The following is a 23,705-nucleotide window of genomic DNA, read 5'->3' on the forward strand; positions in this document are numbered from 1 at the left end:
CTCAGCCCGTCAGGGCGCTCCAGTCGACCGGCCCGGACGGCACCTTGCGGGCAGACCGGGAGGGAGACTTCTTGGCCTTGTCCGCCGTGGGCTTTGGCCGGGGAAGGGGCGGCCCCCACGGCAACGGAAAAGCGGGCACCGCCTCTCCCAGTTGCACGCCGTGCGGTGGCACCACCATGACTCCGTCGGCGCTGGCGAGGCCGCGCATCATCCCGGGGCCCGCATGCTGGGCCGGCGAGGCCAAGCCGTACACGAACCTGAAGGGAAGCAAGCGCGTGCGCCCCGGGTCGGCGTCGAGCATGGCACCGCAAGGAACCTCGCCGACCTCCGGCAGCGCCCTGTGCCCCAGCCCCGCGAGGAGCGGTGCACCGATCGTGAAGAGGACCATCATGGCCGCGAGCGGATTCCCGGGGAGACCCAGCACAAAGCGACCGTCCGGCAGTTCGGCCAGCACGCCGGGATGTCCCGGACGCATCGCAATTCCATCAATCAGCAAACGGCCGCCGAGCTCCGCAATGGCCCGCCGGAAGTGGTCCGTCCCCGAACGGCCAGTCCCACCGGTGGTGATGACGACGTCGGCGGGAGGCGCGTCGGGCGACAGCTCGCCTTCTTCAAGGCCCGCGAGCCACTCTTCATAGGAGTCGCCCACCTTGATTTGCTCGCCGCGGATCCCGCCAAGGAGCTCGACGACGGCGCCAAGCTGGGGACCGAAGGTATCCCTCACCCGGCCGGGGACCGGGACACCCGCGGTCACCACTTCGGAGCCGGTCAGGAGCATTTTCACGAGGGGCTTGCCGAGGACGTCCAGCTCGTCGCGCCCGGCCAGTGCGGCCAGGGCGAGGTGGGCAGGGTTCAAGACAACGCCCGATGTGATCAGCAGCTCGCCCGCCGCGGCTTCTTCTCCGGCGTTTCGGATGTGTTGGCCGTTGCGCGGTTCGCCCGGTTTCGCTTTTCCGCCGAGCGCGAGCAGCGGCAGGCCGTCTTCATCGGTGGTCAGGACCCCGCTCTCGCTGCGGAGCACTGCCTTGGCCCCCGGCGGGATCAAGCCACCGGTGACGATCGGGCTCGCTTGGTGCGGGGCCAGCCGATGGCCGGGTTCCGCGAGGATCCAGGGGCCGCTGCCGTTGACCGCCCAACCATCCATCGCCGAGGACGCATAGTGAGGCAGGTCCTGCAGGGCGTGCACATCGGCGGCCAGGGTCCTGCCGATGGCGTCCTTCAGGGCGACGGGAGCGGCGGGAATGGGCGTGGCACTGTCGAAGGCTAGTTGCCGCGCCTCGGCCCACAAGTGGTCGGCGTGCTGGACCTGCTCAACGTCCGGGGCCGGTTCGGTCACGGCGCCGAGCGGCTCGGCGCCTTCTTCGGGGGCTTCCGTCATCCGGCGTCGGTTCCGGGGTTCGTATAGTCCTTCGCGAGCGTGCGGGCCAGGCCCATCGCGGCATCCATCGACGCGGATTCGCTAGCCTGCCCGGACCCCGCTGCGAGTCCGGCTGCGAAGCCCGCGATGAAGGTGGTCAAAGGAGCCGCCGGCCGGACCACTGAATGGGCTGCAACCCCTGCCAGGGACAGGATCTCGTTGATGTCGATCTCGACGTTTTCGAGCTCATATGCTTGCAGCAGGCTCCTGCACCATTCCTCGAGCGTTTCTTCCTGGCTCTTCACGATCCGCCTCCACAGTCCTGTACAGCTGTTGTCACGGCAGGTCGCCGTCCACTCCGAGCGCCGCGGCATCGTCCCAGGTATCCACGTCGTCGGTGGACCCTTCGGGGACGGGCACGGCCAGCAGATCAAGCCTAGCAAGCAGCCGGAAGACCGCTGCGTTGGCCAGGCCCTCCTCTTCCGATACAGCCTGCACTTCCCGTTGCAAGGCAGATACCCGGTAGATCCCGAGCAGGGGCTGCTTCCGTCCATCGGAGGATATGGACAGGGCTCCTTCCGATTCCGCATGGGCGGAAACTTCCTGGAGCAGGACAGGAACAGCGGCGGCGGCCAGGGGCATGTCGCAGGCCATGACGAGCACCCAGGCTGCATGGCCTGGGGAGGGACTCTGGCCGTGCCGCGCTTCGGAATCCTGCCCTTCGCTGTCTTGCCCCTCCAGGGCGAGGAGCCCGGCGGCGATCGCGGCTGCCGGTCCGGCGAAGGGCGGGTCCTCCCGTGCGGTCAACGTGCCGTCCGGCAATGTGCCGGGATCCGGCCCGACGACGACGACTCTCCGGGCTCCGCGCGTGGCCGCCAGGGCACGCTGAAGGAGCGTTGCGCCGTCGTACCTCAGATGGGCTTTGGGCACGCCGCCGAGGCGGGAGGACTTGCCACCCGCCAATACCACCGCATCAAAGTCCACCCGCCCAGATTACCCGGGAAGCGGCTCAATTCCGGTTCAGGCCGCCGATTCAGGGAGGAGGAAGGGATCCCATGCGGGCGCAGGTTTCTCAAGCTCCTTGATCTGCCAGATAGTCCCGGTGGGCGCCGCGGGAGTGAACCTCAGTTTCCAGCCCATCTCGGCTGGAGTGTGGTCACTCTTGGCGTTGTTGCAGCGAAGGCACGCTGCCACCAGGTTTTCCCAGGAATCCGCGCCGCCCCTGGATTTGGGGTGGACGTGGTCAATGGTGTGGGCTGCTTTCCCGCAATAGGCGCAACGGTGGCCGTCGCGGCGCAGGACGCCGCGGCGTGTAACCGCCGTGATGGTGTTGTACCTTGGCCGGATGTAGCGATTGAGCAGAATCACGGACGGACGTCCGAGAATCTCCTGTGGCCCGACGACAGGCTCGTCGCCTTCGGCCACTACGCTCGCTTTCCCGGTGAGCACAAGGACCAGCGCCCGGCGGAAGGTTACTACCGCCAGCGGTTCATATCCAGCATTCAGAACGAGTGTGCGCATGCACGTACCTCTTCACGGCCGCACCCGTCAGGGGCGCGAGGGCCGGCTGCCCTCTGCATGTACGGGCTGTGGATCGACAACCTAAGAGTAAACACCCGGAGGCCAGATCAACGAATCCTAGCGTGAGTTCCAGGACGGTGTCGGTCAAAGTTCATGTGCCGGACACGTTTGCGCATGCTGGTTAAAACGGAACATCCCCGCCGGCGGACCGACGGGGATGTTCCAGTGAAAACTATGTAGCCGGAGCTAATTAGCCACCGACGCGGATGAAGACCGGGCCGGAACCGACGTTGACGCTGTACAGGGCGGTGGTGCCACCGTTCCAGCCGCCGTGGACTGCCATGCCGTTGCCGACGTAAACGGCGATGTGGGCCATGCCCATGCCACCGTTCTGGTAGTAGACGAGGTCACCCGGCTGCGCTTCAGCAGCGCTGACCGTGCGGCCGAGGGAGAGGTAGTCTGCCGGCCAACCGTGGAAGTGGATGCCAACGGCAGCCAAGGAGTTCGAAGCCAGGGCCGTGCAGTCCTGGGCAACGCCAAGCTGTGCGTAAGCTGCGGCAGCAATTGCCGCGCCCTGGCCGCTGGCAACCTTCGTTGCGGGAGAAACAGCAGCAGTCACGGAAAGCGTCGAGACGCCGGTAGCGGCACCCGTTGCAGCCTGCGGAGCAGGAGCAGCTTCCTGGGTAGCGACCGGAGCAGCAACAACCGGAGCAGCCTCGGTGGAAACCGTCGGGCGCTCGTACTTGATGGCGACGGAGGAGTCGGCCGAAATGCTGGCTTGGGCGACGGACTGGACTTCCAGGGCGGAAGTCGAAGTGGACTCGCGGGGGACGTTGGTTTCTGCAGCGTTGGCTGCGATACCGCTAGTAAGCACCAGACCGGAAGCAGCTGCGATAACCGCTGCCTGACGGCCTACGCCACCGGCGTTGCTGCCGACAGTCTTAGCGATAACGGCAAGCGAGTTGGTCTTGGTGACCGCGGCACGGTGGCGCGCGACAGTAGAGCGTGAAGACACGTTAAGAGGCCTCTCCCTATGCCCGCGAGGTAAGCTGTCGGATTCGGATGGGAGTCATCCGGCCACACTTCTCCCTCTCGGAAGTTGTGCGACTTAACCCCAAGGCCATCCGTGAAGATGACCAAAAGTGGGTCCCCCGCCTCTGCCAGACGATGTTTTGCGAACGGAACCTCGAGCAGTGGCAGAGCTAGGCAATCCACTCGAGTGCATCAACTCTCTAAAAGTTGATGCGTCTTAGACGGTACATGAGTTTTGGCTGAATGTCACATTCAGGTCACGGAGCGTGACAAGCATGCGAGAGGCTTCCATCGGATTGGCTACAGCCAGCCCAGGGGGTCGACGACGTCGCCGTTGACCATGACTTCAAAATGGAGGTGGCAGCCGGTGGAGGCGCCGGTAGTGCCGCTCAACGCGATGACGTCGCCGCGGCTGACAGTCTGGCCCACGTGGACGTTGAACGAAGACAAATGGTTGTACGTGGTTTCCAGGCCGTTGCCGTGGTCCACCACAATGCGGTTCCCGCCGCCATACGGATGCCAGCCGGCGAAGGTCACCTTGCCCGCCGCAGCGGCATGGACCTGGGTGCCGCACTGGGCCACGAAGTCCTGGCCCCGGTGGAATTCGCCTAGGCCGCCCGTGATGGGGTTCACGCGGTAACCGAACGGCGAGGCCGTGATCAGGGTATCCAGCGGCGCCCCGAGTGTGCCCTTGGAGGACGACGTCGTGATGGTGCCGACGGACTGCGCGCTCAGGAGCTGTTTGAGCCTGCTGTCCGGATCTGCCGTGGTGGAAACCGCAGCGCGGCTGAAATCGATCGTGGCGCTTGCCGCGGCCGGGATTTCAGGCTGGGTTCCCACTGCCAGGGCCGTCTGGTTCAACTCAGGGGTGGCCGTCATGGCGCCGGCGCCCGGCATGGCGATCGTGAGGATGAGGCCGGTAGCCGCAAGGGCCACGCCGGCCTTCTGCCCCGCTCCGCTCGCTGCGGCGAACTCGGCCATCTGCCGCAAAGGTCCCTTGCGGCGGCGGAGTTCGCGATGGGGATCGCGGGGCCGCTGGTGCTCGACGGCGCTTGCGCTCCGCAGCTCAGCAGCAGGACCGGACGCGCGCCTGCGGCCCCTGGTGTTCTGCGTGGTCAAGGTTTTCCTCTCTGGCAAGCCTGCGAAGTTAGCTGTCGGATTCGGGCCAGAGAGATCGTGGACCCGGTCCGCACGAAGGACGCGAAGCGCAGGGCTACTCCGAGGAGGACCCTGCGCAATGTGTGCTTCTGCTGCGGACTTCACCCCAAGGCCGTCTTTCGACGGCCGATGGTGGTTCCCCCGCTTCTGCCAGTGAATGGACTAATCCACCTGATCCACTGGCAGAACTCGGCTTCGGATCAGGTAACGCTTTGGTATCGGCGCCAGTACCCAACTATAGGGGATTAAGCCCCCGCGGTAATAATTTCGTTATCTTTGCCGCTCGCCTTGCCGGAGAGGCTAGGCGACCGTGACAAACACGTGCGAGGCAACCTCCGGCGGCAGCTCCAGGGCGCCGTCGATATTGGGCACGCGGACTGAGATGTACTCCCCCACCCGTTCCAGGGAAACCCTGGCACCGGGACGGATTCCGCCCTCGTCCAGCTGCACCAGGAGTTCCGGTTCCACCTGGATCGGTTCGGCCAATCGGCTGACGGTGACCCGGTTTTCAGGTGAGTATTCGTTCATCGCGTCAAGGAGGTTGACCACGCCGTCCGTAAACGCGTGGGACGCGGCTCCGCCCAATGCTTCGAGTCCCGGAATGGGGTTGCCGTAGGGCGATTCCGTGGGGTGGTCCAGGAGCTCGTAGAGCCGCCGCTCCACGCGCTCGCTCATGACGTGCTCCCAGCGGCACGCTTCATCGTGGACGTAGGCCCAGTCAAGCCCGATGACATCGGCGAGGAGCCGTTCCGCGAGCCGGTGCTTGCGCATGACTTCCGTGGCGCGTTTCCGGCCCGTTTCGGTCAGCTCAAGGTGCCGGTCGTTGGACACAATCACCAGGCCGTCGCGTTCCATCCGACCGATCGTCTGGGAAACAGTTGGGCCGGAGTGCCGCAAGCGTTCGGCGATGCGTGCGCGAAGAGCCACGATGTTCTCTTCTTCAAGCTCCAAAATGGTCCGAAGATACATCTCAGTGGTATCGATCAGATCCGTCATCCAGCTCAGCTCCTCGAGCGCAGTATCTTGCGTGTTTTCGCCAGCTCCAAGCTTAGCTTATTTGGAATTACTCCGGATAATTACGACGCCGGTCCAGCGCTCTTCCGCCGTCCCATCCGGAGCCGACCAAACAAATGCTTTCCACGTGGCGGACTATGACACCTCCGGTTCTGCCCCCGCCTGCGGCGTCGGGCAGAATTGGGAAGTCGAAGGAGGCAGCTTGCCACCTGCCACGACCCATCTAGGCCGCTACTTCACCATTGGAGCATCCCGTGAGCGACAACAGCATCACTATCCCCGCCGATTTGCTGCCCAAGGACGGCCGCTTCGGCGCCGGGCCCTCCAAGGTCCGCCCGGAGCAGATCGAGGCCCTGTCCGCCGCCTCGACCACGATCCTCGGCACCTCCCACCGCCAGGCACCGGTCAAGAACCTGGTGGGCTCCGTCCGCGAGGGACTGAGCCAGTTCTTCCGTGCGCCCGAGGGCTACGAGGTGATTCTCGGCGTCGGCGGCTCCACCGCGTTCTGGGATGTCGCCGGCTTCGGCCTGGTCGAGAAGAAAGCCCAGCACCTCTCCTTCGGTGAGTTCGGCTCCAAGTTCGCTGCGGCCACCAACAAGGCACCCTTCCTGGAAGCCTCGTCCATCATCACGTCCGAGCCGGGCACCCGGCCGGTTTCCGAGGCCGAAGCGGGCGTGGACGTGTACGCATGGCCGCAGAACGAAACCTCGACGGGTGTGGCCGCTCCGGTCAAGCGCGTTGAGGGCAGCGACGACGGCGCCCTGGTCCTGGTGGATGCGACGTCCGCGGCCGGCGGCCTGGATGTCGATGTTGCCGAGGCCGACGTCTACTACTTCGCTCCGCAAAAGAACTTCGCCTCCGACGGCGGCCTGTGGCTGGGCCTCTTCTCCCCCGCAGCCCTGGAGCGCGCCGCCCGCATCAAGGCAAGCGGCCGGTGGATCCCCGATTTCCTGGACCTTCAGACGGCCATCGACAACTCGAAGCTCAACCAGACCTACAACACGCCGTCCTTGTCCACCTTGGTGACCTTGGATGCCCAGGTGCAGTGGCTCAACAAGAATGGTGGCCTGGACTTCGCTTCGGGACGCACCGCGGACTCCGCAAACCGCATCTACACGTGGGCAGAGGCTTCCGAGTACGCCACCCCGTTCGTCGCGAAGGCAGAGGATCGCTCCAACGTCATCGCCACGATCGATTTCGATGATTCGATCGATGCCGCGGCCATCGCCAAGGTGCTGCGCGCCAACGGGATCGTGGACACGGAGCCGTACCGCAAGCTGGGCCGCAACCAGCTGCGCATCGCTACCTTCGTTGCCATCGAGCCGGACGACGTCTCTGCGTTGCTCGCCAGCATCGACTATGTGGTGGGCGAACTGAAGAAGTAAGCGCCGGCCGCGTTCCTGCGGTCAGGGCTTGTCGGCGTCGTCCGGGTGCGGATCCCGGGCGGCGCTGGCCTCTTTAACGGCGCTGTCCTTATTAAGAGCATCGCCCGCGCCCAAGGACTCAATGCGGAAGAACCGCAGCCCTCGGGCGGTTCGATCGAAACGGAGCCGCAGCTGGCGCGCGCGAATGATCCACACGATGCCGACGACGGCGGTGCCGGCGCCCGCGGCGGCGGCCACACCCACAGCCCATCGGGGTCCGGCGACGTTGGATACCCAGCCGACGAACGGTGCACCGATGGGCGTTCCACCCATGAAGATGGCCATGTAGAGCGCCATGACCCGGCCGCGCATGACAGGTTCAGTGGTGGATTGCACGTAGCCGTTGGCGCTGGTGATCATGGTCAGGGCAAACAAGCCGCAGGGAATCAGCGCCAAGGCAAACATGGTGTAATTCGGTGCCAGCGCCGCCAGTCCGCTCGCGAGGCCGAACCCGCCCGCCGCCGCGAAGATGAGGCGCATCCGTGGCCGGCCGCGCCGGGCGGCAAGGAGCGCCCCTGCGACGGAGCCGATCGCCATGACCGAGTTGAGGAGCCCGAAGGCGCCCGCGTCCATGCCGAATTCCGTGCCGACCATGGCCGCAATGAAGAGGACGAAGTTCAAGCCGAATGTGCCCATGATGAAAATCGCGACGAGGACAACCACAATGTCCGGTCGATTGCGGACGTAGCGAAGCCCCTCCCGGATGCGGCCTTTGCCTGCGGCTGCCCGGGGCTGGACGCGCAGGGAGGCTAGGGGAATGGCCCGGATCGCGCCAAGCATTGCGAGGAAGGTCACGGTGTTGATCATGAACACCCAGCCCGGGCCCACGGCCACTGTCAGGACGCCGGCCACGGCGGGACCGATCATGCGCGCAACGTTGAAGGATGCGCTGTTCAATGCAACGGCATTGGCAAGATAGTCGTCCTTGACCAGTTCCGAGACGAACGTCTGGCGGACCGGTGCGTCAAGTGCCGAGACGACGCCCAGCACCAGCGCGAACACATAGACATGCCACAACTGCGCCGCACCGCTCAGCACCAGCAGTCCCAAGCCAGTGCTCAGGACTGCCATCGCCGATTGCGTCATGACAAGGAGCCTGCGCCGGCTGTAGCGGTCGGCAAGCAGTCCGGCCCACGGAGCAAGGAAAAGCTGCGGGCCGAGTTGGAGGGCCAAGGTCACGCCCATGGCGCCGGCGTCGTGATTGCTCAGATGGGCGAAGACCAACCAATCCTGGGCAGTCCGCTGCATCCACGTGCCGACGTTGGAAATGAGGGCACCGATGAACCAGATGCGGTAGTTAGGGACACCCAGCGATTTGAAAGTGGACATCAGTTTCCACCTTCAAGGAATTCACTCGCCGGGTCCGCCAAAGGTTAGTCAGCCTCGATGTCGTCGACGTCGTCGTTCTCTGGTGCGTCACCGGAAGCGGCGGCCTGCGAACCGGAGGGCTCGCCGTCGTCGTCCACGTCAACGGCGACGACGGCCTCTTCCGCGAGTTCTTCGGCCGCGGTAGCCTCGTCCTCCGGACGGACGCGTTTTGCCCACGGCACCCATTCCGGCGCGAGGATGGAGTCCTCCGACGGCAACAGTCCAAGCTCGCTGACGGTGACAACCTTGGAGCGCGAGTTGCGGGTCACCACCGCGTACCACTGCCAACCGCCATAGCCTGCCAGCCGCGATTCGAACAGGTGGGTGACCACGCGTTCGCCTTCGGAGCGCGCTGCAATGTGCGGGCCGATTTCACCCGGCCGGGCTATGGTCTCCACCGCGTTGCGGGCAACATCGACGGCGGCGGCCAGGAAAGCGTCCGGCTTGCCGACGCGCCACACGGGGATGCCGGTGCGGGGTTTCGCCGTTGCCGGCTTCCGCTCAGCACCGGAACCAGGCGTTCCAGCCGTTCCAGCAGCGGCGCCAGTGCCGTTCTCTTCAGGACTGGCTTCAGCGGATTCCGATGTCATGGCAGCTTTAGGCTTCCAGCTCGTCGGCGACCTTGCGCAGGGCTGCGGCAATGGCCTTGCCCTTGGCGCCTTCAGGGTACTTGCCGGCGGACAACGTGCCGGAGAGGTTGTCCAGGACGGAAACGAGATCCTGGACTACCGGAGCAAGCTCGCGGGCGTTCATGCGCTTGGCCTTGGCGATGGATGGCAACTTGTCCAGCACGCGGAGGCCAAGGGCTTGCGCGCCCCGGCGACCATCGGCGACGCCGAACTCAACCCGGGTGCCCGCTTTGAGATCCGCTACGCCTTCGGGCAGCGCTGATTTGGGCAGAAACACTTCCTGGCCGTCCTCTGCCGCGAGGAATCCGAAGCCTTTGTCCTTGTCATACCACTTGACCTTGCCGGTGGGCACGTAATCAACCTTCTTCGTTCTGACTTGCGAGACACAGCCGGCGCGCCACCGCATCCGCAGGATGCTGCGGGAATAGGGGTAACTGCCTGGACCGTGTTGGTCTATTGCTTCAAGGTTATCCTGCCCGGCCGCGGAATCGCGCTTTGAGGCTCCAGCAGGCCGGTGCCGCCGCCATTTGTCCGCGACCGGACTGCACCCGGGCCGGAACCGGTGATGCGGCCCCGGACTGTTAGCGTTGCATGCATGATTCCCCACGACTTCCGCCGGCCGCTCACGATCGTTGCCGCCGTCGTCGCAGTCCTGTCCCTGGCGGCCGTCGCCGCCGTCATGGTGATCGCTTATGGCAACGGCGTGGCCCCGGTGTGGGTCACGTCCACCGCCCTGTACGGGCTGCCGCTCGCCTTCATTCTGATGGCCGCACTGGTGGTTGACTCCGTGTGGGCACGGCGCCGTCAATGAGCGGCCGGAAAGCCCGACGGCGGGCCCGCCTGGCGGTAACGTTGAACTGATGTCCCTTATTCGCGCGCTCAGCAAGGAACTGGAAGCGCGCAGCGACGATTCGCTGCGGGCCTTGTTTGCCGCGCGGCCGGACCTGATCTCCCCCATCGCACCGGATTTCGCCGCCCTCGCAGCGAGGGCAAGTGCCCGGGTCAGCGTGCAGCGCGCCCTGGAACGGCTGAACAAACCGGAGATGCAGGTGCTGGAGACGCTCCACCTATGCACCAACACGGACACCGGCCACAGCGCATCGGCGGCCGGATTGAAGAGGTGCATCAACGGAGCGACGCTTGCCGCGCTCGAACCGATCCTGAGCAAGCTCCAGGAGCTGGCCCTCATCCACCGGGCCGATCCGCCGGCCACGGTGCACAATCCAGGCAGGCAGCGTTTCTACTTGCCGGTGGGCAGCCTCAAGGACGTCATCGGCATCTACCCGGCGGGCTTGGGCCGCAGCTACACCGAGTTGGTCCGACTGCAGCCTGCCTTCGCGCAGCGGGTGGTGCACCTCGTTGCCGAGCTCCACCAGAGCGGCGCCCATATCCTGGCCGCCACGACGCCCATGGACGCGGCTTTGGCACTGCAACATTGGACATCGACCCCGGAGAACCTTCAGCACATCCTGTCCGAGGCACCTGTCCGGACACGTCCCCTTTTGAACAAGTTCGGCAGTTGGGCCATGGGCGCCGTTCCGCAGGCCCAGCGCAAGGCCTCCGTGCTCCATGAAGGCCGCGACGTCGGCCCCGTGGACTGGCTCCTGGCCCGTGGACTGCTTGTTCCCCTCGACGCGGGCCACGTTGAGCTTCCGCACAGCGTCGGCCTGTCCCTGCGCGGCGGCGCGATCGTGGACCACTTCACCTTGAAGCCTCCCGTGCCGGAGCTGGGCCAGACGAGTGCCGCCCTGCGCCGCAATGCCGCCATGGGTGCCATCGCCGAAGTGCTCCGGCTGGTGGGTGAACTCCTGTACGCGGTCCGCGAGCAGCCGGTGGTCACCCTGCGCAGCGGCGGTGTGGGCGTGCGCGAGCTCAAACGCCTCGCCGACAGCCTCCGCCTCGGTTTATCCGAGACCGCACTCATCCTCGAGCTCGGTGCCTTGTCCGGATTACTGCGCCTCGATGTGGACAGTTCCACGTGGGTGCAACCGCCATCGCTGGAATGGCTCACGCTCCCGCGCCAGGAACAGTGGCTGTGGCTGGTCAACGCCTGGCTTGCCAGCGAGCGCGCTCCTTCCCTCGTGGGCCAGACCCTTCCGGGGCCCGGCACCACGGCACCGCGAACGGGCTCCGCGGCAACCTCCATCAATGCCCTGTCCGCCGAGGCCCAGCGCCCTGACGCCCCGCTGGTCCGCAAACGGATCCTGGAGATCCTCGAAGAACTCACCCTCGAGGTGGAAGCACCGGACGGCAAGGCTCCTGTGCTCAACGCCGAAGCCGTCATGGAACGCGCCGAATGGGCCCAGCCTCGGATGTCGCGGCGGTTCAGTTCCCTTGTCCGCGGCATCCTGCACGAAGCCGAACTCCTGGGGCTCATGGGTTCCGGCGCCCTCACCCAGCTTGGTTCGGCGATCGCCACCGAACAGCCCGAACTGGCCCTCAGCATCCTCGGCGAACACCTCCCCGCCGCGGTGAACCATGTCCTCCTGCAAGCAGACCTGACCGCCGTCGCCCCCGGGTACCTGGCCCCCGAGCTGAGCGAAAAACTGCTTCTGATCGCCGACGCCGAAGGCCAGGGCCCGGCGACGATCTTCCGATTCTCCGGAGATTCGATCCGGCGCGCGTTGGACGCCGGCCAGGACGCCGAAACCATCCTCGGGTTCCTGCGCACCCACTCGGCCACCGATGTCCCCCAGCCGCTCCGGTACTTGATCAAGGACATCGCCTCGCGGCACGGCCGCCTGCGTGTCGCCAGCAGCCCCAGTTTCATCCAGAGCGACGACGAGGCAGCCATCGCCGAACTCGTTCACGAGCCGGGAGCCTCAAGCCTCGGACTTGTCCGGATCGCCCCCACGGTGCTGACCTCCACGGCGAGCCCGCGGGAGGTCGCGAGGGTGCTACGCGAGCTGGGACTCTCGCCCGCCGTGCAGGAGGCGGAGACCGCCGTCGTGCGCTACAGGAGGACGACGGCGCTGGCCGGCGGGGCCCGCCCCGTGTACACCGCGCCCCGCACCGCACCGCCGGACGACGACGTCGACGCCCAGCTTTCGGTACTGAGGCAACATCATTCTGTCCACGGCGACGCAACCGGCGAGGCGGCAACGCAACTCGGACTCGAAACCCTGCAGAGGGCCATCCGGCTGAAGCAAGCGGTCACCATGAACGTGGTTGACGGCTCGGGGAATTCCAATACAGAAACAGTTGTTCCCGTATCGGTGTCGGGAGGGCGCGTCAGGGTGTTCGACGCGGCCAGGGACACCGAAAGAGTCTTGTCCATCCATCGCATCATCGATGTGGAGCCCGCGGGCGATCCGCGCAAGTGAGGAAGCAATAGTGAGCGACGGTCCGCTGATCGTACAGAGCGACAAAACCATCCTGCTGGAAGTCGACCACGAGCTCGCCACCGAGGCCCGCCATGCGATTGCGGCGTTCGCCGAACTGGAGCGGGCCCCCGAACACGTCCACAGCTACCGACTCACCCCATTGGGCCTGTGGAATGCGCGCGCGGCAGGACTGGATGCGGAAAAAGTCCTCGACACGCTCCTGCGCTACTCCCGGTTCCCGGTGCCGCACTCCTTGCTGATCGACATCGAAGAGACGATGTCCCGTTACGGCCGCTTGCGCCTGGAAAAGGATCCGCAGCACGGATTGGTCATGCGCACCACCGACTACCCCGTGCTCGAGGAAGTCATCCGGGCCAAGAAGATCGCACCGTTGCTGGGGCCGAGGATCGACGGCGAAACCGTGGTGGTGCATTCCTCCCAGCGGGGACAGCTCAAGCAATTGCTGCTCAAGCTCGGATGGCCGGCCGAGGACCTCGCCGGCTACGTGGATGGCACTCCGCACCTCATCGCCCTCAACGAGGACGGCTGGCACCTGAGGCCATACCAGAAGCTGGCCACGGAGAACTTCTGGGCGGGCGGCAGCGGCGTCGTCGTGCTGCCCTGCGGTGCAGGCAAGACCTTGGTGGGGGCCGCAGTCATGGCTACCAGCTCCACCACCACGCTGATCCTGGTGACCAACACGGTCGCGGCCCGGCAATGGAAGGACGAGCTCCTCAAGCGGACGTCGCTGACGGAGGAGGAAATCGGCGAGTATTCGGGCGCGGTCAAGGAAGTCCGGCCCGTCACGATCGCCACCTACCAGGTCCTGACGACCAAGCGCGGCGGCCTCTACCCGCACCTGGAACTCGTGGACGGGCACGACTGGGGACTCATCATCTACGACGAGGTCCATCTCCTCCCTGCTCCGATCTTCCGGATGACCGCGGACCTGCAGGCCCGGCGGCGGCTTGGACTCACGGCGACGCTTGTGCGCGAGGACGGCCGCGAGGGCGAGGTCTTCAGCCTGATCGGCCCCAAGCGCTACGACGCCCCGTGGAAGGACATCGAAGCCCAGGGCTACATTGCGCCGGCGGACTGCGTGGAGGTCCGGGTGGACCTGCCCCGGGACGAGCGCGTGGCCTACGCGATGGCGGAGGACGCGGACAAGTACCGGCTCTGCGCGACGTCGGAGACCAAGACGCACTTGGTGGAGCAGCTGGTGGCCTTGCACCAAGGCGAGCAACTGCTGGTGATCGGCCAGTACATCGACCAGTTGGATGAGATCGGCGAGCGTTTGGACGCCCCCGTGATCAAGGGCGATACCACGGTGAAGGTGCGGCAGAAACTGTTCGATGCCTTCCGCGCCGGTGACATCAAGACCCTCGTGGTGTCCAAAGTGGCCAACTTCTCGATCGATCTGCCCGAGGCATCCGTGGCGATCCAGGTATCTGGATCTTTCGGTTCCCGCCAGGAAGAGGCCCAGCGGCTGGGGCGCTTGCTTCGTCCCAAGCAGGACGGCCGTGCGGCACGTTTCTACTCCTTGGTGGCCCGGGACACCCTCGACCAGGACTTTGCCGCCAAACGCCAGCGCTTCCTCGCCGAACAGGGCTACGCCTACCGGATCATGGACGCCAAGGACGTACCCGCCGCCTAGGGGCTTGGCCAACCCAAGCTAGGCAACCAGTTGTTGCGCGCGCTCCTGGCCTTGCGTTGCTCGCAGCACGACGGCGTCGACGACAGCCCACGAGTCCTCGTCCTTGAGCTGGGCAGCGGCGAAGCGTTCAGCGGCCGGGCGGTCGCTGAACGCTTCGTGCTCAACGCGTCCGGAGAGCGTGTCCAGGTAGCTGACATGGAATTCGACGTTGTGGATTTCACCGCGTGATTCTTGTTTGTTTTCCATGGCTCCAGTGTGAAACGGGGGTCCGACAATTTAAGACTGTGCCCGCGGCGTGTTGGCTTTTGGCCTTTTTGTCAGGGCGCCCGAAGCACTTCCGCGGCGGTGCTGCGGACCGCCTCTGTCACGGCGTCCAGTATCCGCGAGGGTGTCCGCCACCGTTGCCAGTACAAGGGAACGTCCAACGGCCGCCCGGGCGCGAGTTCCACCAAGGATCCATCGGCTATGTCCCGGCCGCATTGCGGTTCAGGCAGCAATCCCCATCCGAGACCCAGGCGAATGGCTTCGGCAAACTCCTGGCTGGATGGAACATAGTGGCGCGGCCCGGCCGGTTCCATTCCACGCCCCGCACCGCCCAGGAGTTCCAGGAAGCGGTGCTGGTATTCATCCTTGCGGTCGAAGTCCACGGCGGGAGCTGCGCGCAGCGAGGCGGCATCGACGCCGTCGGGAAGCCACCTCGCCTTGAACTCCGGGGTGGTGACGGCGCGGTACCGCATGCTCCCCAGCGGCTCCACGCGGCAGCCCTGCACCGGTTCGGGCGTCGCGGTCACGGCTGCCATCACCGTTCCTGCACGCAGCATGGACGTGGAATGCTGTTCGTCATCCCGGTGAAGGTCGAAGACCGCATTCAATTCCGCAGGAACTTTCGTCAGGGCTTTGAGGAACCAGACAGACAGGGAATCCGCGTTGACCACGATCGGCACCGACACCATGGGCGATTCGCCGGGCAACCCCAGTTCAAGTTCGGCGTCGGCCTCCAATTGGGCGAGTTGGCGCGCCAGCCTGAGCACGACGTGCCCCGATTCCGTGGCCTGGACCGGATTGCTGCGCTGAAGCAATACCCTTCCGGATGATTGTTCCAGCGCTTTGAGGCGCTGGGAGACCGCCGACGGCGTGATGTTCAGCGAGCGGGCGGCGGCGTCAAGCGTGCCTTCCGTGAGCACGGCGGCGAAGGTGTGCAACTGTTCAGAGGAGAATCTGGCCATAAGATGATCTTACGATGCCTAAGAATATTTAGCTGGACTAATGTTTACGGCGAAACTTAGCCTCGAAACATGAACTCCCCCGACGTCTTCCACGCTGCCGGCCTGGGCCTTGGCACCGGCCTGGCCCTCATTGTTGCCATTGGCGCCCAAAATGCCTTCGTCCTCCGGCAAGGAATCCGCGGCGAACATATCGGAGCGATCGTTGCCGTGTGCGCCATCTCCGATGCCGTGCTCATCGCGGCCGGGGTATTCGGCACGGGTGCCCTGCTCACCGCGGCACCTGCCGCCGTCGTCGTTCTTCGCTATGTCGGCGCGGCGTTCCTGGTCACGTACGGCGTGATGGCGGGCCGGCGGATCCTCAAGCCGCAAGCGCTCGTCTCCGCGGACCCCGGGCCTTCGGGCGCCGGCCGAAGCGGACTGGCTGCAGCGCTGGCAACCGTCCTGGCACTCACATGGCTCAATCCCCACGTCTACCTGGACACTGTATTGCTCCTGGGATCGGTGGCGAATGCCCAAGGGCCCGGCCTGCGGTGGTGGTTCGGCGCCGGAGCCATGCTGGGCAGCATTCTGTGGTTTTGTTCGCTCGGGTTCGGCGCGAAAATGTTGCGCGGCTTCTTTGCGCGCCCGGCGTCCTGGCGGATTCTCGACGGCGGGATTGCCGTCACGATGGTGGGTCTCGGCGTCGGGCTTGCCTTCGGAAGTTAGCCGGGGATGCAGCCTCGACACGCGGATAATTCTCACAACAAGCATCCAGTCAACTCCCAGAAACTGGGAGCATCATGAATGGTATGAAAAAGAACGGCCCCGAAGCCAAGCTGCTCGTCGTCGACGACGAACCCAACATCCGTGAGCTGCTCTCCACCTCGCTGCGCTTTGCTGGCTTTGAGGTCGTTGCGGCGTCGAACGGCCGCGAGGCACTCGCTGCCGCCGATCTTCACGCCCCGGACCTCGCGGTCCTGGACGTCATGCTCCCCGACATGGACGGGTTCACTGTCACCCGCCGCCTTCGGGCCGCCGGAAAGCACTTCCCTGTCCTGTTCCTGACTGCCAAGGACGACACGGAAGACAAGGTCACCGGCCTGACCGTGGGCGGCGACGACTACGTCACCAAGCCTTTCAGCCTGGATGAAGTGGTGGCCCGGATCCGCGCCGTGCTCCGCCGCACGCAGCCGATGGAAGACGACGACGCCGTCATCCGCGTTGATGACTTGGAGCTCGACGACGACGCGCACGAGGTTCGCCGCGGCGGTACCATCATCGAGCTCTCGCCTACCGAGTTCAAGCTGCTGCGCTACCTCATGCTGAACCCGAACCGGGTGCTTTCCAAGGCGCAGATCCTGGACCACGTCTGGGAGTACGACTTCAACGGCGACGCCTCGATCGTGGAGTCCTACATTTCCTACCTCCGGCGCAAGGTGGACATCGACCCGGATGCCACTGCCCTGATCCAGACCAAGCGCGGCGTCGGTTACGTACTGCGGACGGCCGAGAAGCGCTGACCTTGTTCAACCGTTGGAAGTCGGCCTCCCTCAGGTCGCAGCTGGTCGCCATCATCATGGGGCTGCTGCTCCTTGCCCTGGCCGCCACAGGCGCGGGGACGCTGACGCTCGTCAAGAGCTACCTCCAAGGGCAGGTGGATGACAAGCTCAAGGCTGCCGTGCAGACCGCCCAGCAGCAGCAGTCCTTTGCCAACCTGTCCGAGGCGAGCCCTGCCGTTCCCACCGACTATTCCCTGACGCTCTACGTCCAGGGCCAGCCACCGTATCCGTTCGGCGGCAGCAAGACCGATCGTCCGAACATCGCCAGCATCAGCCCGGTTGAAGCCAAGGATCGCAACTACGCGCCCTTCCAGGTTGGTGGCACTACCGGCGCCAATTGGCGCGTGGTGGCGGTCAACGTCGTGGACAACCGTACCGGGCAAAACGCAGTGGTGATCATCGGGCTGCCCCTGTCTCCCGTGGACAAAGTCATGGAACACGCCACCCTGGTGGTGGTCGGCGTCGGACTGTTGACCCTGGTGCTCGCGTTCTTCATCGCCACGTGGACCGTTGCGCGTTCGTTCCGCCCCCTCTCGCGCGTTGAAAAGACTGCTGCCGCCATTGCCGCCGGCGATCTCTCGCGCCGCGTGGACATCGAGAATCCGGTCACCGAGGTCGGCCGCCTGGGTGCCTCCCTCAATGCCATGCTCGCGCATATCGAGTCGTCCTTCGCTGCGCGTGCCGCCTCCGAGGCCAGGATGCGGCGATTCGCCGCTGATGCTTCCCACGAGTTGCGCACCCCCTTGGTCACCATCCGCGGTTTCTCCGAGCTTTACCGCCACGGCGCCCTTTCCACACCGGAAGACGTGGGCACCGCCATGGGCAGGATCGAGAGCGAAGCCAAGCGCATGGGATCCATGGTGGAAGACCTCCTGTTGCTTGCCCGGCTGGACGAACAAAGGCCCTTGCAGCTCAAGCCGGTGGACTTGCAGCTCCTCGCGAACGACGCCGTCGTGGACTCCCTTGCAACGTCCGGCAAGCGGAAGATTACGCTGACGGGGCTCGACGGCGGCCCGGCCGCGCCTGCCCCGGTCCAGGGTGACGAGGCCAAGCTTCGGCAAGTCCTGGGAAACCTGGTGGGCAATGCCCTGCGCTATACGCCCGAAGGAACGCCGATCGAGCTCGCCGTCGGTGTCCGCAACAGTCCGAGCGGTCCACTCTCCGTTCTCGAGGTACGGGACCACGGCAGCGGCATTCCGGCCGAGGAATTGCCCCGGATTTTCGAACGCTTCTACAGGGCTGACACTTCGCGCACGCGGGAGACCGGCGGCAGCGGCCTCGGTCTCGCGATTGTCTCTGCCATTGTGGGATCCCACGGCGGTACCGTCAGGGTCGACGAGACCGACGGCGGCGGGGCCACCTTGGTTGTCAGCCTCCCCTTCCAGGACGACATCTCGGAGATGCCTGAAGACGCGGGCATCGCGGAGGCGGAGATCTCGGACTAAGTCCCGGGCGCGTTGGCCCAGCGAGTTGTCCACATAGGGAGATACGGCTCTGTCCGGGCTATGGGACCGCTTCTAGGCTCGTTGTGTGGACCACACGCCAGCCGCACCTGCGGACCCCGTTAGTTGAAAGGCGACGCCCCATGAGCGTTATCTCCGTCGATACCGAACTGCTCCAGCTCAAATCCACCAACGTCAAGGCCACCGTGGATCGCGTCAGCGCCGACGTCCAAGCGATGAAACGTGGGCTGGACGAGCTCCAAGCCACGTGGAAGGGATCAGCGGCCAACAATTTCCAGGCCCTCGTCTCCGAGTGGACGTTGACCCAGAACAAAGTGGAGGCTTCGCTGGCATCCATCAACCTGGCACTGTCTTCCGCCGCGGCAAGCTATCTCCAGACCGAACAAGGCAACACCCAGCGGTTCAGCTACTGAGCGCTGAGGCTGCGGGTCCCGGCGGGCGGCCATTCCGCCTTCCCGCCGGGGTGCAGCCTGCATTTGCGCCCTTACTTCTCCGGCGTCGACTGGTGGAAGCGCAAACGCCAGCGGCCGTCGTCGAGCAACCAGATGGAACTCCGCAAGGCCGAGCCGGTTCGTCCGTAACTTCTGTAGTTGAGCAGCATGGTGTTGCTGGAGAGGCGCTCCGCGGAAATGACCTCGATCTCAGCGGTTTCGCCCGGATTTCCCTCCAACGCCATCATGAGTTCGTCCCGGGACCAGACACGTCCGGAGCTGCCAATCTCGGTAAAGTCGGGGTGGAGCAGTATCCCCGTACGTCCAAGGTCTCCCCTGACGTCGGGCCTCAGGAGCTCCTTCTCAAGAAGAATGACCGTTTCCTCGTCTGAGCGCCCGCCGTCCTGGCCAAGGACCGCTTGTTCGTCGTCACCGGCGAAGAGGGTGGGCTCGATGAACGCCTCCTGCTCCGCGAACGCCACCGTCGCGTTGAGCAAAGGCGACCCGTCCGAAAGGTCTTGGCCGCCGAACAACGTCAGGTCTTCATCCGGCGCATCGGCGTCGTCATGATCGTCGTCGAAAAGCGACGGCGCCTCCACAGGCATCGTGCGGGCTGACTGCATACGAGCTGGTGGCGTGCCCGCTGATGATGTGCGGGCCAAAGACCCTGCAGCTTCGGCTCCGGGATAACCGGGTCCGCCGGGAGCGGCTATACCTTGCTGGTATGCGGTGGCCACCGCGCGGGCGCGATCGTCGGCAGCCTCGTTGAGGTCGTGGCCTGCGTGGCCCTTGACCCACTCGAACGTGTACTTGCGGCCGACAATGGCTTGGTCGATGTCCTTGAGGAGATCGACGTTCAAGACGGGCTTCCCGTCCGCTTTGCGCCAGCCCTTGCGCTTCCACCCTGGCATCCACTTGGTGATGCAATTGATGACGTACTGGCTGTCGCACAGAATCTTCAGCTCTTCGTCGGGAACGTGTGCCGTTGACCGGAAGAGGTCCAGCACCGCCATGAGCTCGCCCTGGTTGTTGGTTCCGTGCGGCCACCCCCCGGCCCTCCAGCAAGAGTCGTTCACGTACCAGGCCCAACCGGCAGGCCCGGGATTGCCGAGGGCAGAACCGTCGGCGGCAGCAATAATCGTCATGCTTTCCATCCTGCCAGACCACCCCGACACTCCCGGACCGCAAACGTGAGCGGGCGTTCCGCCAAAACCCGACATACGTGAGCGGGCGTGGTGGTTAAACGGCGACGACGGCCCCCACCTGAGGCGGGAACCGTCGTCGTGCGTGTGGCTGGTGAGCTACAGCGGGGGCTTAGAAGCCGCCCATGCCGCCCATGTCGTCGCCGCCACCCATGGCCGGAGCGTTCTTCTCCGGCTTGTCGGCAACAACGGCCTCGGTGGTCAGGAACAGACCAGCGATGGAGGCTGCGTTCTGGAGAGCCGAGCGGGTGACCTTTACGGGGTCGTTGACGCCGGCAGCCAGCAGGTCCTCGTAAACGCCGGTTGCGGCGTTCAGGCCGTGGCCCGACGGCAGGCCGCGGACCTTGTCGATGACAACGCCCGGCTCGAGGCCGGCGTTGTGGGCGATCTGCTTGAGCGGAGCGTCGATGGCAACGCGGACGATGTTGGCGCCCGTTGCTTCGTCGCCTTCGAGCTGCAGGTTGGCGAATGCCTTGGCACCGGCCTGGATGAGGGCAACGCCACCACCGGCGACGATGCCTTCTTCAACGGCAGCCTTCGCGTTGCGGACTGCGTCCTCAATGCGGTGCTTGCGCTCCTTGAGCTCTACCTCGGTTGCGGCACCGGCCTTGATGACTGCAACGCCGCCGGCCAGCTTGGCCAGGCGCTCCTGCAGCTTCTCACGGTCGTAGTCGGAATCGGAGTTCTCGATCTCGGCACGGATCTGTGCCACGCGGCCGGCGATGGCGTCGGCGTCGCCGGCACCTTCGACGATGGTGGTCTCGTCCTTGGTGACAACAACCTTGCGGGCGTTACCGAGCAGTTCGAGGGTTGCGTTCTCGAGGCTGAGGCCGACCTCCGAAGAGATGACCTGGCCGCCGGTGAGGATCGCGATGTCGGCGAGCTGTGCCTTACGGCGGTCACCGAAGCCCGGAGCCTTGACGGCAACGGACTTGAAGGTGCCACGGATCTTGTTGACGATCAGGGTGGCCAGGGCCTCGCCCTCGATGTCTTCGGCGATGATCAGCAGCGGCTTGTTGGACTGCATGACCTTCTCCAGGACCGCAACGAGTTCCTTCACGTTGGAGATCTTGGAGTTGACGATCAGGATGTACGGGTCTTCGAGGACCGTTTCCTGGCGCTCTGCGTCGGTGACGAAGTAAGCGGAGATGTAACCCTTGTCGAAGCGCATGCCCTCGGTGAGTTCAAGCTCCAGGCCGAAGGTGTTGGACTCCTCGACCGTGATGACGCCTTCCTTGCCGACCTTGTCCAGGGCTTCAGCAATGAGGTTACCGATTTCGGTGTCGCCGGCAGAGATGGAAGCCGTGGCTGCGATCTCTTCCTTGGTCTCGATCTCCTTGGCGGAGGCGAGCAGCTCGCGGATGACGGCTTCAACAGCCTTCTCGATGCCGCGCTTGAGGGACAGCGGGTCGGCGCCGGCAGCTACGTTGCGCAGGCCTTCCTTGACGAGGGCCTGGGCCAGGACGGTGGCGGTGGTGGTGCCGTCGCCAGCGACGTCGTCAGTCTTCTTGGCAACTTCCTTGACCAGCTCGGCGCCGATCTTCTCGTAAGGATCGTCCAGCTCGATCTCCTTGGCGATGGAAACACCATCGTTGGTGATCGTGGGGGCGCCCCACTTCTTTTCGAGGACGACGTTGCGTCCACGCGGGCCGAGGGTGACCTTGACGGCGTCGGCGAGGATGTTCAGACCCCGCTCGAGACCGCGGCGTGCCTCTTCATCAAATGCAATGATCTTGGCCATAACGGCGGTAGTCCTTTCGGGACAGTCGTTAAGAAGGTGCCTTCACTGCGGTGCCCGCGACGGACGATCCTTCGCGTTCGGCCTCTGTACGCCGCGCGCTCGGGATCTCACCCCAGCAAGGTTTTCTTTGTTCCCCCAAACACCGCCAGTGTTTCCAGACGGCCGGAGCCGTGAAGAATTAGCAGTCAGTGCTTGAGAGTGCTAATCAATAATTAGCACTCACCCGAGGAGAGTGCAAGCAGCAAGCGAGGGAAACTGCTCGCCACGCCAGGGGAATTCGCTACGGGCACAAGCCGATCACGGAGTCCGCGAGGCGGTCTCCTTGCCACTCACCCGCGCAGTGTTGTCTGCACCGTAGGTGAAGACCATGTAATTGGACGATGTAACGTCGCCATTGGCGTCGAACCCGATGGTGCCGGACTCGCCGTCGTAATCCGGAAGCTTGGCCCCCTTCAGCACCTCGAGGCAGTCCTTGTATGACGTACAGGACGTGCGTTCCTTCGTTGCCGCATCACCCGACGTCGGACGTGTCCCGCCGGACACGGTGGTGAGCCAGGCTGCGATCGAACCGCCGGCGTCGTCGCCCGCCGCCGCGGCCGCGAGCGCCGCGAGGGTGACGGCGTCGTACGTTTCGGCCGCGTACGTTGTGTCCTTGAGTTTGGGGTCGATGCCGGTCAGGTCCGCCTGGAACTCCGCACTCGGGAAGACGCCTGGAAGAATTCCCCGCGCGCCGTCGAGGCCACCGGCTCCCAGCGCGGTTCCGTATTGGCGGATGGCACCGTCGCTCAAGATCAGGTTCTTGCCGCTCAACCCCGCGTTCAAGAGCTCGGCCAGGGCGCCTTGGGCGCCATCACGGGCAACCACGACGACGGCGTCAGGAGTGCCGGACTTGATGCCCGCCGCGGCGGGAGCTGCTTTGCCGGCCGCGAATTCCGTGTTGGTCACTGCCTCCATTCCGAGGCTGCGGGCAGCGTCCATGACCGCTCCGGAAACACGAGTGCCGTAGTCCCCGGATTCGTGGAGGACGGAAATCCTCTTGGCGCCGCCGTCGTGGGCAAGCTTCGCCAAGACGCTCCCCTGTGCGGCATCAGCGGCCGAGGTGCGGAAGTAGAAACCGCCGTTCTTGTAGCTGCTCAGCCCCGACGCCGTGTTGGCCGGCGAGATGAGCGGAATCCGGGCAGGAGCCAGCACATCGATGGCGGCGGGTGCATGGCTCGAATCCGTCGGCCCCACAACGACGTCGGCGTGGGCCGAAAGCAAAGCCTTGGCTTGCGTGGCTGTATCGGCCGTGAAGGCCGCCGCGCTGGCCCCTTGGCTGGCGCTGATGCCTTCGCCGGCCGCGGATTCCGGGAGCAACTCGACCGGGCGGTTCTTGTAGCCGCCGGAGTCGTTGATCTGCTTGACGGCCAATTTGGCCGCTGCCAGCTCGGACTCGTTGAGGAAGGCGGAACTACCCGTATTGTCCAGAATCACGCCGACGCGCAGGACGCCGTCGCCGCTCGGAGTGACGGAGCTGAGCCTGGCGTTGCCAACGGGGGCGGAACACCCGGCCAGTCCAACGGCCAAGGCTGCAAAACCTGCAAGGAGAGGTGCTGCCAACGATACCCGGGACCGGCGCACCCCA

The 23,705-nt window shown here is 65.2% G+C and carries 23 protein-coding genes and 2 riboswitches; of the genes, 8 read left to right on the forward strand and 15 right to left on the reverse strand.

The annotated features are described in order from the left end of the window. Position 1: 1 nt before the first annotated feature. The 7 genes from QRN45_RS18860 to QRN45_RS18890 form a co-directional block, all read right to left on the reverse strand. Positions 2–1,378, reverse strand: coding sequence for a molybdopterin molybdotransferase MoeA (locus QRN45_RS18860; RefSeq protein WP_284764294.1), 1,377 nt, complete (start codon positions 1,376–1,378; stop codon positions 2–4). Next, on the reverse strand, positions 1,375–1,662 hold the full coding sequence (locus QRN45_RS18865; RefSeq protein ID WP_171983416.1) for a DUF6457 domain-containing protein: 288 nt from the start codon (positions 1,660–1,662) through the stop codon (positions 1,375–1,377). Before QRN45_RS18865 ends, QRN45_RS18860 begins: the two co-directional genes overlap by 4 nt. Positions 1,663–1,693: 31 nt before the next feature. Further along, positions 1,694–2,341, reverse strand: coding sequence for a molybdenum cofactor guanylyltransferase (gene mobA / locus QRN45_RS18870; RefSeq protein WP_241708163.1), 648 nt, complete (start codon positions 2,339–2,341; stop codon positions 1,694–1,696). A 36-nt stretch (positions 2,342–2,377) separates the two neighbouring features. Next, the gene (locus QRN45_RS18875) at positions 2,378–2,878 is read right to left on the reverse strand and encodes an HNH endonuclease (protein WP_028266173.1); all 501 of its coding nucleotides are present in this window, start codon (positions 2,876–2,878) and stop codon (positions 2,378–2,380) included. A 250-nt stretch (positions 2,879–3,128) separates the two neighbouring features. Beyond that, the gene (locus QRN45_RS18880) at positions 3,129–3,893 is read right to left on the reverse strand and encodes an NlpC/P60 family protein (protein ID WP_241708162.1); all 765 of its coding nucleotides are present in this window, start codon (positions 3,891–3,893) and stop codon (positions 3,129–3,131) included. 5 nt (positions 3,894–3,898) lie between these two features. Then, positions 3,899–4,065: riboswitch (cyclic di-AMP (ydaO/yuaA leader) on the reverse strand. Positions 4,066–4,210: 145 nt separating this feature from the next. Further along, positions 4,211–5,029, reverse strand: coding sequence for a M23 family metallopeptidase (locus tag QRN45_RS18885; RefSeq protein WP_241708161.1), 819 nt, complete (start codon positions 5,027–5,029; stop codon positions 4,211–4,213). 2 nt (positions 5,030–5,031) lie between these two features. After that, a riboswitch (cyclic di-AMP (ydaO/yuaA leader) is annotated at positions 5,032–5,242 on the reverse strand. 126 nt (positions 5,243–5,368) lie between these two features. Then, a complete protein-coding gene (locus QRN45_RS18890; RefSeq protein WP_078106270.1) occupies positions 5,369–6,064 on the reverse strand; it encodes an iron-dependent transcriptional repressor DtxR in 696 nt (231 codons plus the stop codon). Positions 6,065–6,336: 272 nt separating this feature from the next. On the opposite strand from QRN45_RS18890, the gene serC reads away from it, so the two are divergent. Then, complete coding sequence (gene serC, locus QRN45_RS18895; protein ID WP_241708160.1) at positions 6,337–7,467, forward strand: phosphoserine transaminase; 1,131 nt, start codon at positions 6,337–6,339, stop codon at positions 7,465–7,467. A gap of 21 nt (positions 7,468–7,488) precedes the next feature. Here the strand turns inward: serC and QRN45_RS18900 are convergent, their stop codons facing one another. From QRN45_RS18900 to QRN45_RS18910, 3 genes are read right to left on the reverse strand one after another with little or no spacing between them, the layout of a single operon-like run. Next, on the reverse strand, positions 7,489–8,835 hold the full coding sequence (locus tag QRN45_RS18900) for an MFS transporter (protein ID WP_241708159.1): 1,347 nt from the start codon (positions 8,833–8,835) through the stop codon (positions 7,489–7,491). 44 nt (positions 8,836–8,879) lie between these two features. Next, positions 8,880–9,464: a DUF3027 domain-containing protein gene (locus QRN45_RS18905; RefSeq protein WP_241708158.1), complete on the reverse strand. Its 585-nt coding sequence runs from the start codon at positions 9,462–9,464 to the stop codon at positions 8,880–8,882. A gap of 7 nt (positions 9,465–9,471) precedes the next feature. Next, positions 9,472–9,855, reverse strand: a complete 384-nt coding sequence (locus QRN45_RS18910) for a cold-shock protein (protein WP_078106274.1) — start codon at positions 9,853–9,855, stop codon at positions 9,472–9,474. Positions 9,856–10,098: 243 nt separating this feature from the next. On the opposite strand from QRN45_RS18910, the gene QRN45_RS18915 reads away from it, so the two are divergent. Genes QRN45_RS18915 through QRN45_RS18925 form a run of 3 tightly spaced genes read left to right on the forward strand, consistent with a single transcriptional unit; the run spans position 10,099 to position 14,480 of the window. Then, a complete protein-coding gene (locus tag QRN45_RS18915; protein WP_241708157.1) occupies positions 10,099–10,314 on the forward strand; it encodes a hypothetical protein in 216 nt (71 codons plus the stop codon). A 49-nt stretch (positions 10,315–10,363) separates the two neighbouring features. Next, positions 10,364–12,826, forward strand: a complete 2,463-nt coding sequence (locus tag QRN45_RS18920; protein ID WP_241708156.1) for a helicase-associated domain-containing protein — start codon at positions 10,364–10,366, stop codon at positions 12,824–12,826. A gap of 10 nt (positions 12,827–12,836) precedes the next feature. After that, positions 12,837–14,480 carry a DNA repair helicase XPB gene (locus QRN45_RS18925; protein WP_284764296.1) on the forward strand — a complete coding sequence of 548 codons (1,644 nt, stop codon included), beginning with the start codon at positions 12,837–12,839 and terminating at the stop codon, positions 14,478–14,480. Between the two features lie 18 nt (positions 14,481–14,498). On the opposite strand, the gene QRN45_RS18930 is transcribed toward QRN45_RS18925, so the two are convergent. Both QRN45_RS18930 and QRN45_RS18935 read right to left on the reverse strand, forming a co-directional pair. Further along, positions 14,499–14,726, reverse strand: a complete 228-nt coding sequence (locus QRN45_RS18930) for a hypothetical protein (RefSeq protein WP_284764297.1) — start codon at positions 14,724–14,726, stop codon at positions 14,499–14,501. 71 nt (positions 14,727–14,797) lie between these two features. After that, positions 14,798–15,706: a LysR family transcriptional regulator ArgP gene (locus tag QRN45_RS18935; RefSeq protein WP_241708154.1), complete on the reverse strand. Its 909-nt coding sequence runs from the start codon at positions 15,704–15,706 to the stop codon at positions 14,798–14,800. 69 nt (positions 15,707–15,775) lie between these two features. Here QRN45_RS18935 and QRN45_RS18940 point away from each other — a divergent pair, with 69 nt between their 5' ends. The 4 genes from QRN45_RS18940 (at position 15,776) to QRN45_RS18955 (ending at position 19,120) form a co-directional block, all read left to right on the forward strand. After that, a complete protein-coding gene (locus QRN45_RS18940) occupies positions 15,776–16,411 on the forward strand; it encodes a LysE/ArgO family amino acid transporter (protein ID WP_284764298.1) in 636 nt (211 codons plus the stop codon). A gap of 83 nt (positions 16,412–16,494) precedes the next feature. Beyond that, positions 16,495–17,205 (forward strand): response regulator transcription factor, encoded by a 711-nt coding sequence (locus QRN45_RS18945; RefSeq protein ID WP_059388206.1) that lies wholly within the window; start codon positions 16,495–16,497, stop codon positions 17,203–17,205. 2 nt (positions 17,206–17,207) lie between these two features. Beyond that, positions 17,208–18,689, forward strand: coding sequence for a sensor histidine kinase (locus tag QRN45_RS18950; protein WP_241708153.1), 1,482 nt, complete (start codon positions 17,208–17,210; stop codon positions 18,687–18,689). A 140-nt stretch (positions 18,690–18,829) separates the two neighbouring features. Next, entirely contained in the window at positions 18,830–19,120 is a 291-nt protein-coding gene (locus QRN45_RS18955) for a WXG100 family type VII secretion target (RefSeq protein WP_284764299.1), read from the forward strand. Between the two features lie 71 nt (positions 19,121–19,191). Here QRN45_RS18955 and QRN45_RS18960 read toward each other — a convergent pair whose 3' ends face one another. The 3 genes from QRN45_RS18960 to QRN45_RS18970 all read right to left on the reverse strand — a co-directional run bounded on the left by QRN45_RS18960 (position 19,192) and on the right by QRN45_RS18970 (position 23,647). Continuing rightward, entirely contained in the window at positions 19,192–20,283 is a 1,092-nt protein-coding gene (locus QRN45_RS18960; RefSeq protein WP_284764300.1) for a ribonuclease HI family protein, read from the reverse strand. A gap of 169 nt (positions 20,284–20,452) precedes the next feature. After that, entirely contained in the window at positions 20,453–22,081 is a 1,629-nt protein-coding gene (gene groL, locus QRN45_RS18965) for a chaperonin GroEL (RefSeq protein ID WP_078106281.1), read from the reverse strand. 297 nt (positions 22,082–22,378) lie between these two features. Further along, positions 22,379–23,647 (reverse strand): ABC transporter substrate-binding protein, encoded by a 1,269-nt coding sequence (locus QRN45_RS18970; RefSeq protein WP_241708150.1) that lies wholly within the window; start codon positions 23,645–23,647, stop codon positions 22,379–22,381. Between the last annotated feature and the right edge of the window lie 58 nt (positions 23,648–23,705).

Origin of the sequence: Arthrobacter sp. efr-133-R2A-63 (assembly GCF_030209795.1) — a bacterium.
Lineage (GTDB): Bacteria > Actinomycetota > Actinomycetes > Actinomycetales > Micrococcaceae > Arthrobacter > Arthrobacter bambusae_A.